Genomic DNA, 16,131 nt, shown 5'->3' with positions numbered 1-16,131 from the left:
ACCGATCCGGGACGGCCCCTCGTACTCCCCAAGGTGGATGCCGCCCGCTCCGCGGCGCTCGGTACCTGTCCTAGCCTGGCCCGGTGAGACGTGCGGAGCGGGGCGGGTGGCGAGGGTGGCGCGAGGCGGCCGAGGAGGCCCTGTACGGCCCCTCCGGCTTCTATCGGGGGCCCGTGGGACCCGCCGGGCACTTCCGGACCTCGGTGCACGCGTCGCCGCTGTTCGCCGGTGCCGTGGCGCGGTTGCTGTGCCGGGTCGACGCGGCGCTCGGCCGCCCGGAGTCGCTGGCCTTCGTCGACATGGCGGCGGGCCGCGGCGAGCTCGTGACCGGCGTTCTCGCCGCTCTCCCGGCCGACGTGGCCTCCCGTGCTCAGGGGTACGCGGTCGAGCGCGCGGACCGGCCGGCCGGTCTCGACCGGCGGATCACCTGGCTCCCCGAGCCCCCTGAGGGCGTCACCGGGCTGCTGTTCGCCAACGAGTGGCTGGACAACGTGCCCGTGGACGTCGCCGAGGCAGGTCCGGACGGAGTGCCCCGGCTGGTCCTCGTACGCGGCGACGGAACCGAACGCCTCGGGGAGGCGGTCACCGGGGCGGACGCGGAGTGGCTGCGGCGCTGGTGGTGGCCCGGCGTGCGGACCGGCCGCGCGCCCGGAGCGGGGGCGCGGCCGGTCCGCGCTCCCTCACGAGAAGCTCCGGTTCCCCCGGGGGCGCGCAGCGGTCCCGGGGTGCCCCCCACGCCCGCCGAGGGCGCCCGCGCCGAGATCGGGCTGCCCCGGGACCTCGCCTGGGCCGCCGCCGTGTCCACGCTCGGCCGGGGACTGGCCGTCGCCGTCGACTACGCGCACTCCGCCGCCGGACGGCCCCCCTTCGGGACGCTCACCGGCTTCCGGGAGGGACGCGAGACCCGGCCGGTGCCCGACGGGTCGTGCGACATCACCGCGCATGTGGCGCTGGACGCGTGCGTGCTGCCCGGCGGGCGCCTGGTGACCCAGCGGGCGGCACTGCGCGCGCTGGGCGTGAGCGGTGAGCGCCCTCCGCTCGCCCTGGCGTCCTCGGACCCCGCCGCCTACGTGCGTGCCCTCGCGGGCGCCGGGGCGGCGGCGGAACTCACCGCCCCGGGCGGCCTGGGCGACTTCCGCTGGCTGCTCCAGCCCGTCGGCCTCCCGGACGCGTCGAAGGACGCCCCCGCCGAGGCGGACGCCCGCCTTCGTGACGCCCTCATCCGTGACGCCCTACTTGTCGATGTCCCCGACCACGAAGAACAGTGACCCCAGGATCGCGACCATGTCCGCGACCAGCGTCCCCGGCAGCAGTTCGGTCAGCGCCTGGATGTTGTTGAAGGAGGCGGAGCGCAGCTTCAGCCGGTACGGGGTCTTCTCGCCCTTGCTGACGAGGTAGTAGCCGTTGATGCCGAGGGGGTTCTCGGTCCAGGCGTACGTGTGTCCCTCGGGCGCCTTCAGGACCTTGGGCAGCCGCTGGTTGATCGGCCCGGGGGGCAGTTCCGCCAGCCGGTCGAGACAGGCGTCCGCGAGGTCGAGCGAGACGTGCGTCTGCTCCAGGAGGCACTCGAAGCGGGCCAGACAGTCGCCCTCCTGGCGCGTGACGACCCTCAGGGTGTCCTGGAGTTCGCCGTACGCCAGGTAGGGCTCGTCGCGGCGCAGGTCGAAGTCGACCCCGGAGGCGCGCGCGATGGGCCCGCTCACGCCGTACGCGTGCACGGCCTCCGGCGAGAGGACGCCCACGTCGCGGGTACGTCCCCGGAAGATCTCGTTGCCGAGCACCAGCTCGTCGTACACGCCCATCCGCGAGCGCAGCGCGGCGACGCAGGCGCGCGCCCGCGCGGCCCATCCCGCGGGGAGGTCCTCCTTGAGGCCGCCGACGCGGTTGAACATGTAGTGCATGCGCCCGCCGGAGATCTCCTCCATCACGTGCTGGAGTTCCTCGCGCTCCGTGAAGGCGTAGAAGATCGGGGTGATCCCGCCCAGCTCCAGCGGATAGGAGCCCAGGAACATCAGGTGGTTGAGGACGCGGTTGAGCTCCGCGAGGAGCGTGCGGGTCCACACCGCGCGCGCGGGGACCTCCATGCCCAGCATCCGCTCCACGGCCAGGACGACGCCCAGCTCGTTCGAGAACGCGGACAGCCAGTCGTGGCGGTTGGCGAGCATGATGATCTGGCGGTAGTCGCGCGCCTCGAAGAGCTTCTCGGCGCCGCGGTGCATGTAGCCGATGACCGGCTCCGCGTGCTGGATCCGCTCGCCGTCGAGCACGAGCCGCAGCCTCAGCACGCCGTGGGTGGAGGGGTGCTGGGGGCCGATGTTGAGCACCATGTCGGTACTCTCGGCGGCGCCGCCGACACCGACCACGGTCTCCGTCGTAGGAGTCATGGGCCCAGTCTCTCGTACGTACGCTTGCCCCATGAAGACGGGGAGCACACGGACCGCCGAGAACGCGACGCCGGAGACGGTCTGGACCGGGCTTCCTCCCGGACTGCTACGGATGCGACGGCTGCTGCTGGTGGTGTGGACGGGACTCCTGGCCGTCGCCGTCGGGCTGCTCCTCGGGCTGTTCGCCGGTCCGGGCTGGGCCGCCTTCGCCCTGCTCCCGCTCGCCCTGACCGGGTGGGGCTGGCACCTGCTGGGCCGCAACTGGCGCTCCTGGCGGTACGCGGAACGCGCGGACGACCTGCTGATCAGCCGGGGTGTGCTGTGGCGCGAGGAGACCGTGGTGCCGTACGGACGCATGCAGCTGGTCGAGGTGACCTCAGGCCCCGTCGGACGCCGCTTCGGGCTGGCCGCCCTGCAACTGCACACGGCCGCCGCGGCGACCGACGCGTGCATCCCGGGACTCGACCCGGCCGAGGCCGAACGGTTGCGGGACCGGCTGACCGAACTGGGTGAAGCACGATCGGCGGGCCTGTGAGCACCGCTTCCCCGGACTCCCCCGGGCACCCCCCTGCCACGCCCCTCGGCCCGGCGGGCAGGACGGCGCCGCCGGACGACAGCCGCTCCATACGGGAGCAAGTGCCTTTTTCCGAGCGGCGGTTGCACCCCGTGACCCCGTTCCGGCGCGCCTGGGCGCCCGTCACCGTGCTGGCCGGCTGGGCCGTCCACGACCCGAACCAGGCGCGGGAGCAGCTGACCGGACTCACCACGACCGCGCTGCTCGCCGGACTCGCCGTGCTCGTCCCGGGCGCCGCGCTCTACGGCTTCCTGAGCTGGTGGTTCACCCACTTCGCGGTGACCGACACCGAACTGCGCATCCGTACCGGCCTGTTGTTCCGCCGCACCGCGCACATCCGGCTCGAACGGCTCCAGGCGGTCGACATCACCCAGCCGCTGCTGGCCCGCGTCGCGGGCGTCGCCAAGCTCAAGCTCGACGTCGTCGGAACGGACAGCAAGGACGAACTGGCGTACCTGGGCGAGGGCGAGGCGCGGCGGCTGCGCGCCGAACTCCTCGCCCGGGCGGCCGGTTTCGCTCCCGAGTCCGCCGGCGAGGTCGGCGAGGCGCCGGTGCGGCGGCTGCTGCACGTCCCGCCCGGAGTCCTCGCCGTCTCCCTGGCGCTCACCGGCGCCACCTGGGGCTCGCTGGCCGCCGCGCTCGTCGTCCCCCCGCTGCTGTGGTTCGCCACGCACAGCGTGTGGACGGTCCTCGCGACCGGATTGCCGCTGCTGGGCGCGGCGGGCGCGAGCAGCGTGGGACGGTTCGTCGGCGAGTACGACTGGACGGTGGGCGAGTCGCCCGACGGCCTGCGCATCGACCACGGGCTCCTGGACCGCGCGCACGAGACGGTGCCGCCCGGTCGGGTGCAGACCGTACGGATCGTCGAACCCCTGCTGTGGCGACGGCGCGGGTGGGTGCGCGTCGAACTGGACGTGGCCGGGTCCTCGAACTCGGTCCTCGTGCCCGTCGCCCCGCGCGAGGTCGCCGAGGCCGTGGTCGCCGCGGTGCTCCCCGGAGTGACCGTTCCGGCGTCCCTGGAGCGCCCGCCGCGGCGGGCGGGCTGGTGCGTGCCGTTCTGGTGGCGCGGGTACGGACTCGCCGTCACGGACACGGTCTTCGCGGCGCGCCACGGGCTGTTGCGGCGCCGCCTCTCCCTGGTCCCGCACGCGAAGGCGCAGAGCGTCCGGCTGACGCAGGGGCCCTGGGCCCGCTTCAAGGGACTCGCCGACGTCCACATCGACGCCGGTGCCGGCAGGACGGTGACGGCGCGGCTGCGGGACGCCACGGAGGCGGACCGGCTCCTCCTGGCGCAGGCCGACCGGTCCCGCACGGGACGGCGGGAGGCCCTGCCCGACCGGTGGATGGCCTGAGGCGGCCCGGGAACGGCGCCCTGGGACGGCGGAGGACGGCTCGGGAGGACGGTCCGGCCTCGGGCCCGGCGACGGCGTGCCCCGCGCCGGGCCCGAGGCGGAGCGGGCCCAGGTGCGCGTACGGGTCGGAGCGCGCCCAGGTCCGGGGCAGGAACGCAGTGAGGGCGGTGGCATGACGCCACCGCCCTCACTGTCGTCACGTCGCCCCGGGACGCGGGCGGTTCAGGAGACCGCGCTCCGCAGACCCTCGATGTCGATGTGCTCCGTCTCGTCGTGCTCGGTCAGGTCGATGACCTGGCCGACGCCGTGCGAACCCTCGGTCGCGGGCTTGAAGTCGGACTCGGCCTCCGCCTTGTGCAGGGCGAGCGCCTCCTGGCCGACCACGTCGGCCAGATCCTCGTTCTGTACGGCCTCCATCGCGGCGGCGTCGGACGCCTCGTTCTGCGTACCGAAGAAGTCGAACCCGCCCTCGGCCGAGGGACGCCGCACCGGTGCGGTGGGCTCGACGACGGCCACCGCCGTCGGCACGGTGAAGTGCCCGGACCGCTTGGCGGGCTTGGCGGAATGCGCCGCCCGCGGCGACAGCGCCAGCTCGGCCCCGGGCGTGGCGGGCACGGCACGCGACGCGGGCAGGGCGAGGGCTCGGGTGACGGGGGCCGGGGGCAGAGCGGGCTGGGCCTCGGCGACCGCGCGCTGGTGCTCGCGGGCCGCCTCGGGCTTCCCCTGCGCCCCACCCGCTTCCTCGACGGCGCCCGAGGACGGACCCGCCTCACTCGCCGGGGCGGTCTTCGTCGGCTCGCCGCTCGCGGCGGTGTCGTGCGTCGCGGGCGTGTCCTTCGTCGCGGGCGTCCTCTTGGCCACCGCGCTCTTCCTCGCCGCGTCCCGCTTCGCCGCCGCGTCCCGCTTGACGGCCGCGTCCAGAGCGGACTCGCCGGGCGCGGGGGCGTCGGTGAGGAGCCCCGTCGCCGGACCGGCGTCGGAGCGCGGGGCCGCGGCGGGCAGCGCCAGGGCCACGGACCCCGAAGCCGTCACGGCCTGGCCGCCCTCCGGCTCCCGCGGGCCGTCGGTTATCCGGCTCAGCGCGGCACCGGCCCGCAGGAACAGCGACGACCCGGCCGGGGAGAAGACCTCGGAGGACGCGTCGGCCCCGGACTCGGCGCCGGTCTCCGCCGTCGCGTCCGACTCCGTGTGGGCCGAGTCGTCGTCCGCGGTGAAGGCCGCGATGGCGTCCGCCCCGCTCAGGGACGCGGGCACCTGGTGCTCCGAACCGCCCGGCTCCGCCGACCCGTCGGGTCCCTGCGGCTCCTCGGAGGGCTCGACCGCCTCGGCCGCGTCCACGGTCTCCGGCGCCTCCACCGCGTCGGAGGAGTCCTCCGCACCCGGGGAGTCCGGCGTCCCGGCCCCGTCCGGAGCCGTCCGCGCGGCAGGCAGGGCGAGCGTCGGGGCCGAAGCCTCTATGGCGAGCTGACGGCGCTTCTCCAGGGCGGTCGCCCGCTCCGTCTCCGCCGTGGCGTACCGCCGCAGCAGCGCCGCGTGTTCGTTGCGCAGGCCGGCCAGCTCGGTGCGCTTGGCGCGCAGCTTCTGCTCCAGCTTCACGCGCAGCTCGCGCGATTCGTCGAGATCGGTCTCCAGTTCGGCGACCCGCTCGTCGTACCGCCACTCGTCACTCGCCCGCGCGCGCGTGAGGTCGGCGACGTGTTTACCGGCAGCGGTGTCCCAGCGGCGCATGACGACCGCGCCGGCGACCGCTGTCACCGCGGCACCCGCGGCCAGGACACGGAGCACGAACGCCTCCGTGAACAGCCAGGGTCCTGCGGCGCAGACGAGCGACACGCCGGCGATCGCCGAAGAAGGCAGCACCCTGTGCAAGGGCGGGGAATGGCGGTGGCGTCCACGTGGCATGGCCAGAAACTTACCGCGCGTAGGCGATTCTTGGTGCCCCGCCCGGTAAAAACACAGTCACCCCGGAGCCTTTGTCCCGTACCGGCCGTCGACAGGGCACACGGCTTGTCCCACAAAGCCCGTCACGCCCCCCGGTCACTCCCGCTCGCTGATCAATTCCACCCGCTCCGACGTTCACCGAATCGAAATACTCGGCCGCGCCTTTCCCCGAGAACGACGTTTCTCCGAGGCGGCCGTTTCCCCGCGGGGCACGCCGAATTCGTCCCGCCGACCCGCCGCGGGACCCCACGGCGGGAACGGCGCTCGCCGCGCCGCCCGGCCGGCGCACCAGGAGCCCGGAACAGCACCGCACGGCACCGCGCGGCGCGGGCACCGCACGGCACCGAGGGGGTCAGCGGTCGCTCAGGCGTCCGCTGATCCACTGGAGCGTCGCCGGGATCTCCCGCCTCCAGGTGTTGAAGTTGTGGCCCCCGCTGTCGAGGATGATCGACGAGATCCGGGTACGCCCCTTGGACTTCACGAGGTCTATGAAGTCCAGCGTTTCCTTGTAGTTGGATTCGCCCTCCTTGCTGCTGGTGACGAGCAGCGAGGTGTCGGGGGCGGGCTTGTTCCTGAGATACCGGCGCAGGTCGGCGTTGTCGCGCAGCGCCTTGTCACCATGGAAGAGATCGCCCGTCGTCCGGTCGATCGCCGCCTTGTAGTACGGCGACAGACCCGCGCCGGCGGCATACACCTCGGGATGGTGGACGGCGAGCTTCAGCGCGCAGTATCCCCCTGTCGAGTCGCCGACGACTCCCCAACTCCCGGGCCTCCGGCCCACCCTGTAGTGGGCCGATACGGCGTCGGGAAGATCCTCGGCGAAGAAGGACTCGGCCTGCGGACCGCCGGGGACGTCCACGCACTCGGTGTCCCTCGGGGGCGCGACGGTCGGCCGCAGCATGACCAGGATCATCGGCTGGGCCCTGCCGTCCTTGGCCAGCCGGTTCGCCGTCTGCGGGAAGCGCAGGGCCTTGACGAGGGCCTCGGCGGTGCCGGGGTAGCCGGTCAGCACGGTGACGGCCGGGAACGTCCGCGTGCGGTACCGCGGTTGGAAGTACTCCGGCGGCAGGTAGACGTACGCCTGCGTGGCGATACGGGTCGTCCGGCCCACGATGTCGATCTTCTGGATCCGGCCGCCGGTCCGCGCCCCGGAGCCGCCCGCGACGTCGACCTGCCGGGTGTCCACCACGCGGAGGGGGCCGCCCGCACCGCCCGCGCCGTCGACGACCACACCCTCCCCGCGTTCCCTGCCGAGGAGGTCCGCCCAGCTGGCGTAGAACCCGAACGCCTGGTTGGCGCACAGGCCGACGGAGACGAACAGGGTCAACTGGGTGGCGAGCAGCAGGCCCACCCGCCCGCCGACGGACCACCAGGTGCGCCGGGCCAGCCGGGGCCACCACCACACCGTGCCGACGAACAGCAGCACGGCGAGCAGAACCGCGACTACCAGCATCTTGTTGCTCGTGAGACCCATGGGCTGTTCCCGCCTGCGCTTTCCGTCCGGGCCCGACCCACACCTTCGCGCGTCCTTGCCCTGGACTTTCCTTGCCTTTTGAACCGGCTTTGGGGAACGGAGTGAACCTGTCTCCCCAGGACACCGTCCTAGAGGGCGCAATGTCGCCGGATGCCGGAATGGCACCGGGTTCAAGGTCTCTCGCAGAACCACGGGATGCGATGTCTGTCAGGATAGATGGCGAATTGTCGGGCGAGGTTCCGGGCCGGACCGGCCGGGCCCGGCGCATACTCCGAGCCCCGAGCCCCGAGGCCGTCCCCGCCCTGATCGCCAGGGCCTGCGTGCTCGTCGGTGTCCTGGACATCGCCGCGGGCGTCTTCCCGCGTTTCCGTCACAGCCGTATGCACGCCCTGGCCGAGGTGCTGCCCGGCTCGTTCGGCCCCTTCGCGGCGGCGCTGTCGCTCAGCGCCGGAGTGCTTCTGCTGCTGCTCGCCCACGGGCTGCGGCGCCGCAAGCGCCGGGCGTGGCGGGCCGCCGTCGCCCTGCTTCCGGTGGGCGCCGCCGCGCAGTTCGCGTACCGCCACTCGGTGCTCGGCGTCATCATCTCCGCGGCCCTGCTCGCCCCGCTGCTGCGCCACCGCGACGAGTTCACGGCCCTGCCCGATCCACGCAGCCGCTGGCGCGCGCTCGCCAACTTCGTCCTCATGGGCGCCGGTTCCCTCGTTCTCGGACTCGTCATCGTCAGCGTCCACGAGAACCGCATGGTCGGCGACCCGAGCCTGGCCGACCGCATCACCCACGTCCTGTACGGCCTGGTCGGCTTCGAAGGCCCCGTCGACTACGCCGGCCCCACCTCCTGGACGGTCGCCTTCTCCCTCGGCGCGCTCGGCTGGCTGACCGCCGTCACCACCGTCTACCTGGCCTTCCGCCCCGAACACCCCGCCGCCCGCCTCACGGAGGACGACGAGGCCCGGCTGCGCGTCCTCCTGGAGAAGCACGGCGGCCGCGACTCCCTCGGGCACTTCGCGCTCCGCCGCGACAAGGCCGTCGTCTTCTCGCCCAGCGGCAAGGCGGCGGTGACCTACCGGGTCGTCTCCGGAGTGATGCTCGCCAGCGGTGACCCCATCGGCGACGTGGAGGCCTGGCCCGGCGCGATCGAGCGCTTCATGGACGAGGCCAAGGCGCATTCCTGGACCCCCGCCGTCATGGGCTGCTCCGAGACGGGCGGCGAGGTCTGGACCCGCGAGACCGGCCTCGACGCACTCGAACTGGGCGACGAGGCGGTGGTGGACGTCGCGGATTTCTCCCTGGCCGGGCGCCCGATGCGCAACGTGCGCCAGATGGTCAAACGCATCGAACGGGCCGGCTACGAGACCCGGGTACGGCGCGTCCGTGACCTCGGCGAGGGCGAACTCGACCGGATACGGCGCGCCGCCGAGGACTGGCGCGGCACCGACACCGAACGCGGCTTCTCGATGGCGCTCGGCCGCATCGGCGACCCCTCCGACGGGGACTGCCTGATCGCCACGGCGCACAAGACCGACGATCCGCCCGGCCCGTACGGCGACCTGAAGGCCGTCCTGCACTTCGTGCCGTGGGGCCCGGACGGGGTGTCGCTCGACCTCATGCGCCGCGACCGCGCGGCCGACCCCGGCATGAACGAACTCCTCATCGTGGCGGCGCTCCAGGCCTCGCCCCGCCTCGGCGTCCAGCGGATCTCGCTGAACTTCGCGATGTTCCGGGCTGCCCTCGCCCGCGGCGAGAAGATCGGCGCGGGACCCGTGCTGCGCGCCTGGCGGGGACTGCTGGTCTTCCTGTCCCGCTGGTTCCAGATCGAGTCGCTGTACAAGTTCAACGCCAAGTTCCACCCGCGCTGGGAGCCGCGCTTCGTCGTCTACGCCGCCTCCCGCGACCTCCCCCGCATCGGCTTCGCCGCCATGCAGGCCGAGGGCTTCGTGACCTTCGCCCTGCCCCGGGTGCTGCGCCGCCGCACACCGGCAGCGCGCCCCTGCGCGCACGCGGTGACGGAACGGGGGGTCAGAGCGGCGTAGCCGGTGTTGCCGGGCCCGCGCGCCCCACGCGGGTCGCCGCCCGGATGCCGGGACGGCGGTGGGGCGCGTGCCGGGGCGTGAGGGGGCCCATGGCCCGGCAGGGGCGCCCCCGCACCCTGGCACCGGTCGCCACCGAGTCCGGCAGGGGGCGATCCGGGCCCCCGCGAGAGGCCTAGGCTGGATGTATGAGTACTGAGCGCGGGCGCGGCCGAGTCGCGGGACTGCCGACCTGGGACCGCTGCGCGGTCATGGGGGTCGTGAACGTCACCCCCGATTCCTTCTCCGACGGCGGTCACTGGTTCGACACGACGGCCGCCGTCAAGCACGGCCTCGACCTCGTCTCCGAAGGCGCCGACCTCGTGGACGTGGGCGGCGAGTCCACCCGCCCCGGAGCCACCCGCGTCGACGAGGCGGAGGAGCTCAAGCGCGTCGTCCCCGTCGTCCGCGGCCTCGCCTCCGAGGGCGTCACGGTCTCCGTGGACACCATGCGCGCCTCCGTCGCCGAGCAGGCCCTCGCCGCGGGCGCGGCCCTCGTCAACGACGTCAGCGGCGGCCTCGCCGACCCCGCGATGATCCCGGCCGTCGCGGCCGCGGGCGCCCCCTTCGTGGTCATGCACTGGCGCGGCTTCCTGGCGGGCGGCAACGTCCAGGGAGCCTACGAGGACGTGGTCCGCGAGGTCCTCGACGAACTGGCCGCACGCCTGGAGGCCGTCCTGGCGGGCGGTATCGCCCCCGACCGCGTCGTCGTGGACCCCGGGCTCGGCTTCTCCAAGGACCCCGAGCACGACCTGGCCCTGCTCGCCCACCTCGACCGCCTCCGCGCCCTCGGCCACCCCCTGCTGGTCGCCGCCTCCCGCAAGCGTTTCCTCGGCCGCGTGCTGGCCGGCCCCGAAGGCGCCCCGCCACCCGCGCGCGAGCGGGACGCCGCCACCGCCGCCGTCTCGGCGATCGCCGCCCAGCAGGGCGCCTGGGCGGTGCGCGTGCACGAGGTGCGGGCCACCGCCGACGCCGTACGGGTCGCACGCGCCGTCGAGGGCGCCCGGACCGGCGGGGCGGCGGGCGCCGACCGTCCGGCCGCAGAGGGAGCCCGGTGAGCACACCGCGTACCGATGTCGAGCAGGTCGAACTCGCCAACACCGCGTTCTACGAGGCGCTGGAACGCGGCGCCTTCGAGGAACTGTCCGCCCTGTGGCTGGCCCCGCTGGACACGTCCGACGACGACTTCGAGGGCGAGGGCGCGGTCGTGTCCTGCGTCCATCCCGGCTGGCCCGTCCTGAACGGCCGGGGCGAGGTGCTCCGCTCGTACGCGCTGATCATGGCGAACACGGAGTACATCCAGTTCTTCCTCACCGACGTGCGCGTCTCCGTCTCCGGCGACACGGCCCTGGTCACCTGCACCGAGAACATCCTCAGCGGTGGCCCGGCCCCCGCCGACGGCGACGAGCTCGGGCCGCTCGTCGGCCAGCTGGTCGTCGCCACGAACCTGTTCCGTCGTACGGCCGACGGCTGGAAGCTCTGGTCCCACCACGCCTCACCCGTGCTCGCCGAGTCCGGCGAGGAGGAGGACGAGGACACCGCCGGTTGAGTGGGCGTGCGGCCCGCACGGGCCAAAAGGTGGTTGGAATCACCAGCCCGGGGTAGATGCGGCTACCGACCCGTGAGCCGCCGCGTTCCCCAGGGGAAACGTCCGGTGAAGCCTCGTGGCCTTCGCCGGGCGCCCGCCCCGTGGGCGAACGTTGTCAGCGCCCGCAGGTAGATTCGTTCGAGGCCGGTACGCAGACCGCATGCGGCGTACGCCGGCCGCACCCGACGATTGCAGGAGTGATTCGCGTGGATCGTGTCGCGCTGCGCGGCCTCAAGGCCCGTGGGCACCACGGCGTCTTCCAGAAGGAACGCGAGGAGGGCCAGACCTTCATCGTGGATCTGACGCTGGGCCTGGACACCCGGCCGGCCGCGGCCGACGACGACCTGACGAAGACCGTGCACTACGGCATCGTGGCGGAAGAGGTCGTCGCCGACGTCGAGGGCGAGCCCGTCGATCTCATCGAGACGCTCGCGGAGCGCATCGCCAGGACGTGTCTGAAGCACGAGGCGGTCCAGGAGGTCGAGGTCTGCGTCCACAAACCGGACGCCCCGATCACGGTCCCCTTCGACGACGTGACCGTCACGATCACCCGGAGCCGAGTATGACCGCGTCCTTCACCGAAGGGCAGAGCGACCCGACCGTCCAGCCGGTGCCCTCCTCCGTGGTCGAGCGGGTGGACGCCGCCGACACGACGCTGCAGAACCCCCGGTCCGCGGTGATCTCCCTCGGCTCGAACCTGGGCAACCGCCTGGAGACGCTCCAGGGCGCCATCGACGCCCTGGAGGACACCCCCGGCGTGCGGATCAAGGCGGTCTCCCCCGTCTACGAGACGGAGCCCTGGGGGGTCGCCCCGGGCAGCCAGCCGTCGTACTTCAACGCGGTCGTGGTGCTGCGGACCACCCTGCCCCCGTCCTCGCTCCTGGAGCGGGCGCACGCGATCGAGGAGGCCTACCACCGCGTGCGGGACGAGCGGTGGGGCCCGCGCACGATCGACGTGGACATCGTGGCGTACGCCGATGTCGTCTCCGACGACCCGGTGCTGACCCTTCCTCACCCGCGCGCCCACGAGCGGGCCTTCGTCCTCGCCCCCTGGCACGACGTGGACCCCCAGGCGCAACTCCCCGGCCTGGGCGCCGTCTCCGAGCTCCTGGCCACGGTCACCCGGGACGGCGTCACGGCCCGCGCCGACCTGGAACTCCGGCTGCCCGAGTAGTCGTTAAGGTCATGACGACCACAGGCGGGCCCGGGCACCGGGCCGGCCACAGGCGGGCTACCGAAGGGGCAACGTGAAAGAGCTGCGCGTCAGGACACTGGCCGCCGTGTTCGTGGTGGCCGGAGTGCTGTCCTGGTCGGGAGCCCGCCTGTGGGCCGCGGTGGGCACGCTGCCCCGGGTCCCGCTGGCCGCCCCCATCGTCCTCGCCCTGATCGCGATCGTCCTCCTCGCGACGGCCCTCTCCCTGCGCGCCCGGCTCAAGGCACAGCGGGAGCGCCGCCCCGGCGCCAAGGGCGTCGATCCGCTGATGGCCGCCCGCGCGGTCGTCTTCGGCCAGGCGAGCGCCCTGGTGGCCGCCCTGGTGGCGGGCATGTACGGCGGCACCGGCGTCTTCCTTCTGGGCCGGCTGGAGGACCCCGCCCGCCGCGACCAGGCCATCTACGCCGGCCTCTCCGTCGTCGCCGGCATCGGCGTCATAGCGGCCGCCTTCTTCCTGGAGCGCGTCTGCAAGCTCCCCGAGGACGACGACGAACACCGCGGCGGGACCGCACCGGTGGCCTAGGCGCTCCCACCGGCTGCGGCCCGCACGGCGGGATCCGCCGGAAACGACCTAGCGGGCCATGATGAGGCTCATCGCCTCGTTGCGCGTCGCGGCGTCCCGGAGCTGTCCACGCACCGCCGAGGTGATGGTCTTCGCTCCCGGCTTGCGGATGCCGCGCATGGACATGCACATGTGCTCGCACTCGACGACCACGATCACACCGCGCGGCTCCAGGATCTCCATGAGCGAGTCGGCGATCTGGGTCGTCAGCCGCTCCTGGACCTGGGGGCGGCGGGCGAAGACATCGACCAGGCGGGCCAGCTTGGACAGGCCGGTGATCTTGCCGCTGGTGGCCGGGATGTAGCCGACGTGGGCGACCCCCCTGAACGGGACCAGATGGTGTTCACACGTACTGAACACCTCGATGTCCTTCACCAGGACCATCTCGTCGTGCCCGAGGTCGAACGTCGTCGTCAGCACGTCCTCCGGCTGCTGCCACAGGCCCGCGAATATCTCCTTGTACGCCCGCGCCACCCGCCCCGGCGTCTCCCTCAGTCCCTCGCGGTCCGGGTCCTCGCCGACCGCGATCAGGAGCTCTCGCACGGCGTTCTCGGCGCGCTTCTCGTCGAACGCTCCGATCACGCCCTCGCCGTCCAGCGTCACGGGGTCGGTCATCTGGTCCTCGTTCCTGTGGATCCTGCGCGTGCCTCGACGCGTCCAAAAGGTGCGGGCACACGAAAATGCCGCGCCCCCCAGGCTAGAACCTGGGGGGCGCGGCATCCATTCCGGGCCTGGTGAGGGGCCCCGGGAGCCGGGTGTCAGCTCTCGGTGCGGTCCTCCGGAGCCGTCTCCGTCGCCGGGACGGACTCCGTCGCGGAGACGATGGCCGCCGCCGAGCCGTTCGCACCGTTCGTCAGCGACAGCTCCTTGGGGGAGAGCACCGGCGGACGGGTGGACGGCGTACGACGGGAGGAGCCGGTCCACGCGGGGCGGGCCGGGCGCTTCACGATGGGAGCGAAGACCTCGGCGATCTGCTCCTTGCTCAGCGTCTCCTTCTCCAGCAGCTGGAGCACCAGCGCGTCGAGGACGTCACGGTTCTCGACCAGGATTTCCCAGGCCTCGTTGTGAGCGTTCTCGATGAGCTTCTTGACCTCTTCGTCGACGAGCGCGGCGACCTCTTCCGAGTAGTCGCGCGGGTGCGACATCTCCCGGCCCAGGAAGGGCTCGGTGTTGTCGCCGCCGAACTTGATCGCGCCGAGACGCTCGGTCATGCCGTACTGCGTGACCATCGAACGAGCGGTGGCCGTGGCCTTCTCGATGTCGTTCGCCGCGCCCGTGGTCGGGTCGTGGAAGACGAGCTCCTCGGCCGCGCGACCGCCCAGCATGTACGCGAGCTGGTCCAGCATCTCGTTGCGCGTGGTCGAGTACCTGTCCTCGTCCGGCAGGACCATCGTGTAGCCGAGGGCACGGCCGCGCGACAGGATCGTGATCTTGTGGACCGGGTCGGAGTTCGGGGAAGCCGCCGCGACCAGGGCGTGTCCGCCCTCGTGGTACGCGGTGATCTTCTTCTCCTTGTCCGACATGATCCGGGTCCGCTTCTGCGGGCCCGCGACCACACGGTCGATCGCCTCGTCCAGCATGGAGTTGTCGATGAGCTTCTGGTTGCTGCGCGCGGTGAGCAGCGCCGCTTCGTTCAGCACGTTCGACAGGTCGGCACCCGTGAAGCCCGGGGTCCGACGCGCCACCGCGGACAGATCGACGTCCGGAGCGACCGGCTTGCCCTTCTGGTGAACCTTGAGGATCTCCAGACGGCCCTGCATGTCCGGGCGGTCGACCGCGATCTGACGGTCGAACCGGCCGGGGCGCAGGAGGGCCGGGTCGAGGATGTCGGGCCGGTTGGTGGCGGCGATCAGGATGACGCCGCCCTTCACGTCGAAGCCGTCCATCTCGACGAGCAGCTGGTTGAGCGTCTGCTCGCGCTCGTCGTGACCGCCGCCGAGGCCGGCACCGCGATGGCGGCCGACCGCGTCGATCTCGTCGACGAAGACGATCGCCGGGGCGTTCGCCTTGGCCTGCTCGAACAGGTCACGGACTCGGGAGGCACCGACACCGACGAACATCTCGACGAAGTCGGAACCCGAGATCGAGTAGAAGGGAACGCCGGCCTCACCCGCGACGGCGCGTGCGAGCAGCGTCTTACCGGTACCAGGAGGTCCGTAGAGCAGAACGCCCTTGGGGATCTTCGCGCCGACGGCCTGGAACTTCGCCGGCTCCTGGAGGAACTCCTTGATCTCGTGGAGCTCCTCGACGGCCTCGTCCGAGCCCGCGACGTCCGCGAACGTCGTCTTCGGGGTGTCCTTGGTGATGAGCTTCGCCTTGGACTTCCCGAAGTTCATGACCCGGGAGCCGCCGCCCTGCATCTGATTCATCAGGAACAGGAACACGACGACGATGAGGACGAAGGGCAGCAGGGACAGCAGGATGCCCACGAAGGGGTTCTGCTTGGACGGCGAAACCGTGTAGCCGTCCGGGATCTGCTTGTTCTCGTACTTGTTCTGGAGTGTGCTGGCCAGGGCGACGCCCTGGTCACCGATGTAGCTCGCCTGGAGCTTCGAGCTGCCGTCGATCTTCTTCTCGCCGTCCTTCAGCGAGATCTTGATGACTTGCTCGTCGCCAGTGGTGATCTTGGCCGACTCGACCTTGTTCTCATTGATCGCCTGGACGACCTGGCCGGTGTCCACCGTCTTGTAGCCGCCGGACGAACCGACGACCTGCATCAACACGACCACGGCAAGGACGGCCAGCACGATCCACATGACCGGCCCACGGAAGTATCGCTTCACGTCCATCCATACGGAGCGGTGTCGCCCCGTCCCTCCTAGCCATAGTGAGATTGATAAAGACTGTTCTTCGGACGGTACCCCAGCATTGTCACCCGAAGCCGCAGGGGACTGCCGGTAATCCCGTCCACGCATGCTCCAACGGCGCGGAACCCGCTGGGGTTCCCGTACGTCCTACCGGGACTGAGCCGCCCTCA

At 72.3% G+C, this 16,131-nt stretch carries 14 protein-coding genes; 9 read left to right on the top strand and 5 right to left on the bottom strand.

The window, feature by feature from the left end:
* Window positions 1-83 precede the first annotated feature (83 nt).
* A complete protein-coding gene (locus ACFYW7_RS13905; protein ID WP_389501514.1) occupies window positions 84-1,268 on the top strand; it encodes an SAM-dependent methyltransferase in 1,185 nt (394 codons plus the stop codon).
* Here ACFYW7_RS13905 and ACFYW7_RS13900 read toward each other — a convergent pair.
* Window positions 1,233-2,384, bottom strand: a complete 1,152-nt coding sequence (locus tag ACFYW7_RS13900; RefSeq protein ID WP_389501512.1) for an NADH-quinone oxidoreductase subunit D — start codon at window positions 2,382-2,384, stop codon at window positions 1,233-1,235. The genes ACFYW7_RS13905 and ACFYW7_RS13900 overlap by 36 nt on opposite strands.
* A 31-nt stretch (window positions 2,385-2,415) precedes the next feature.
* Here ACFYW7_RS13900 and ACFYW7_RS13895 point away from each other — a divergent pair, with 31 nt between their 5' ends.
* The gene (locus tag ACFYW7_RS13895) at window positions 2,416-2,919 is read left to right on the top strand and encodes a PH domain-containing protein (RefSeq protein ID WP_389501510.1); all 504 of its coding nucleotides are present in this window, start codon (window positions 2,416-2,418) and stop codon (window positions 2,917-2,919) included.
* An 89-nt stretch (window positions 2,920-3,008) separates the two neighbouring features.
* A complete protein-coding gene (locus tag ACFYW7_RS13890) occupies window positions 3,009-4,310 on the top strand; it encodes a PH domain-containing protein (RefSeq protein WP_389501675.1) in 1,302 nt (433 codons plus the stop codon).
* 222 nt (window positions 4,311-4,532) lie between these two features.
* Here the strand turns inward: ACFYW7_RS13890 and ACFYW7_RS13885 are convergent, their stop codons facing one another.
* Window positions 4,533-6,212 carry a hypothetical protein gene (locus ACFYW7_RS13885; RefSeq protein ID WP_389501508.1) on the bottom strand — a complete coding sequence of 560 codons (1,680 nt, stop codon included), beginning with the start codon at window positions 6,210-6,212 and terminating at the stop codon, window positions 4,533-4,535.
* A 391-nt stretch (window positions 6,213-6,603) separates the two neighbouring features.
* The gene (locus ACFYW7_RS13880; protein ID WP_389501506.1) at window positions 6,604-7,725 is read right to left on the bottom strand and encodes an alpha/beta hydrolase; all 1,122 of its coding nucleotides are present in this window, start codon (window positions 7,723-7,725) and stop codon (window positions 6,604-6,606) included.
* A gap of 224 nt (window positions 7,726-7,949) precedes the next feature.
* Here ACFYW7_RS13880 and ACFYW7_RS13875 point away from each other — a divergent pair, with 224 nt between their 5' ends.
* From ACFYW7_RS13875 to ACFYW7_RS13850, 6 genes are all read left to right on the top strand, one after another.
* On the top strand, window positions 7,950-9,755 hold the full coding sequence (locus ACFYW7_RS13875; protein ID WP_389501673.1) for a phosphatidylglycerol lysyltransferase domain-containing protein: 1,806 nt from the start codon (window positions 7,950-7,952) through the stop codon (window positions 9,753-9,755).
* Between the two features lie 185 nt (window positions 9,756-9,940).
* Window positions 9,941-10,849: a dihydropteroate synthase gene (gene folP, locus ACFYW7_RS13870; protein WP_389501504.1), complete on the top strand. Its 909-nt coding sequence runs from the start codon at window positions 9,941-9,943 to the stop codon at window positions 10,847-10,849.
* Complete coding sequence (locus ACFYW7_RS13865) at window positions 10,846-11,340, top strand: nuclear transport factor 2 family protein (protein ID WP_389501502.1); 495 nt, start codon at window positions 10,846-10,848, stop codon at window positions 11,338-11,340. The genes folP and ACFYW7_RS13865 overlap by 4 nt, the downstream gene beginning before the upstream one ends.
* A 245-nt stretch (window positions 11,341-11,585) precedes the next feature.
* Window positions 11,586-11,945: a dihydroneopterin aldolase gene (gene folB / locus ACFYW7_RS13860; protein WP_389501500.1), complete on the top strand. Its 360-nt coding sequence runs from the start codon at window positions 11,586-11,588 to the stop codon at window positions 11,943-11,945.
* Window positions 11,942-12,553: a 2-amino-4-hydroxy-6-hydroxymethyldihydropteridine diphosphokinase gene (gene folK / locus ACFYW7_RS13855; RefSeq protein WP_389501498.1), complete on the top strand. Its 612-nt coding sequence runs from the start codon at window positions 11,942-11,944 to the stop codon at window positions 12,551-12,553. Before folB ends, folK begins: the two co-directional genes overlap by 4 nt.
* 73 nt (window positions 12,554-12,626) lie before the next feature.
* The gene (locus ACFYW7_RS13850; protein WP_389501496.1) at window positions 12,627-13,115 is read left to right on the top strand and encodes a DUF3180 domain-containing protein; all 489 of its coding nucleotides are present in this window, start codon (window positions 12,627-12,629) and stop codon (window positions 13,113-13,115) included.
* A gap of 48 nt (window positions 13,116-13,163) precedes the next feature.
* Here ACFYW7_RS13850 and folE read toward each other — a convergent pair whose 3' ends face one another.
* Together folE and ftsH are read right to left on the bottom strand one after the other, a co-directional pair.
* Window positions 13,164-13,769 carry a GTP cyclohydrolase I FolE gene (gene folE / locus ACFYW7_RS13845; RefSeq protein ID WP_389501494.1) on the bottom strand — a complete coding sequence of 202 codons (606 nt, stop codon included), beginning with the start codon at window positions 13,767-13,769 and terminating at the stop codon, window positions 13,164-13,166.
* Window positions 13,770-13,912: 143 nt separating this feature from the next.
* Window positions 13,913-15,943 carry an ATP-dependent zinc metalloprotease FtsH gene (gene ftsH, locus ACFYW7_RS13840; RefSeq protein ID WP_389501492.1) on the bottom strand — a complete coding sequence of 677 codons (2,031 nt, stop codon included), beginning with the start codon at window positions 15,941-15,943 and terminating at the stop codon, window positions 13,913-13,915.
* Window positions 15,944-16,131 lie beyond the last annotated feature (188 nt).

The organism is Streptomyces sp. NPDC002580, from assembly GCF_042889485.1.
Classification (GTDB): Bacteria; Actinomycetota; Actinomycetes; order Streptomycetales; family Streptomycetaceae; genus Streptomyces.
Note: the sequence above shows the minus strand (reverse complement) of the source record. Positions and strands in the feature narration are given on the sequence as shown.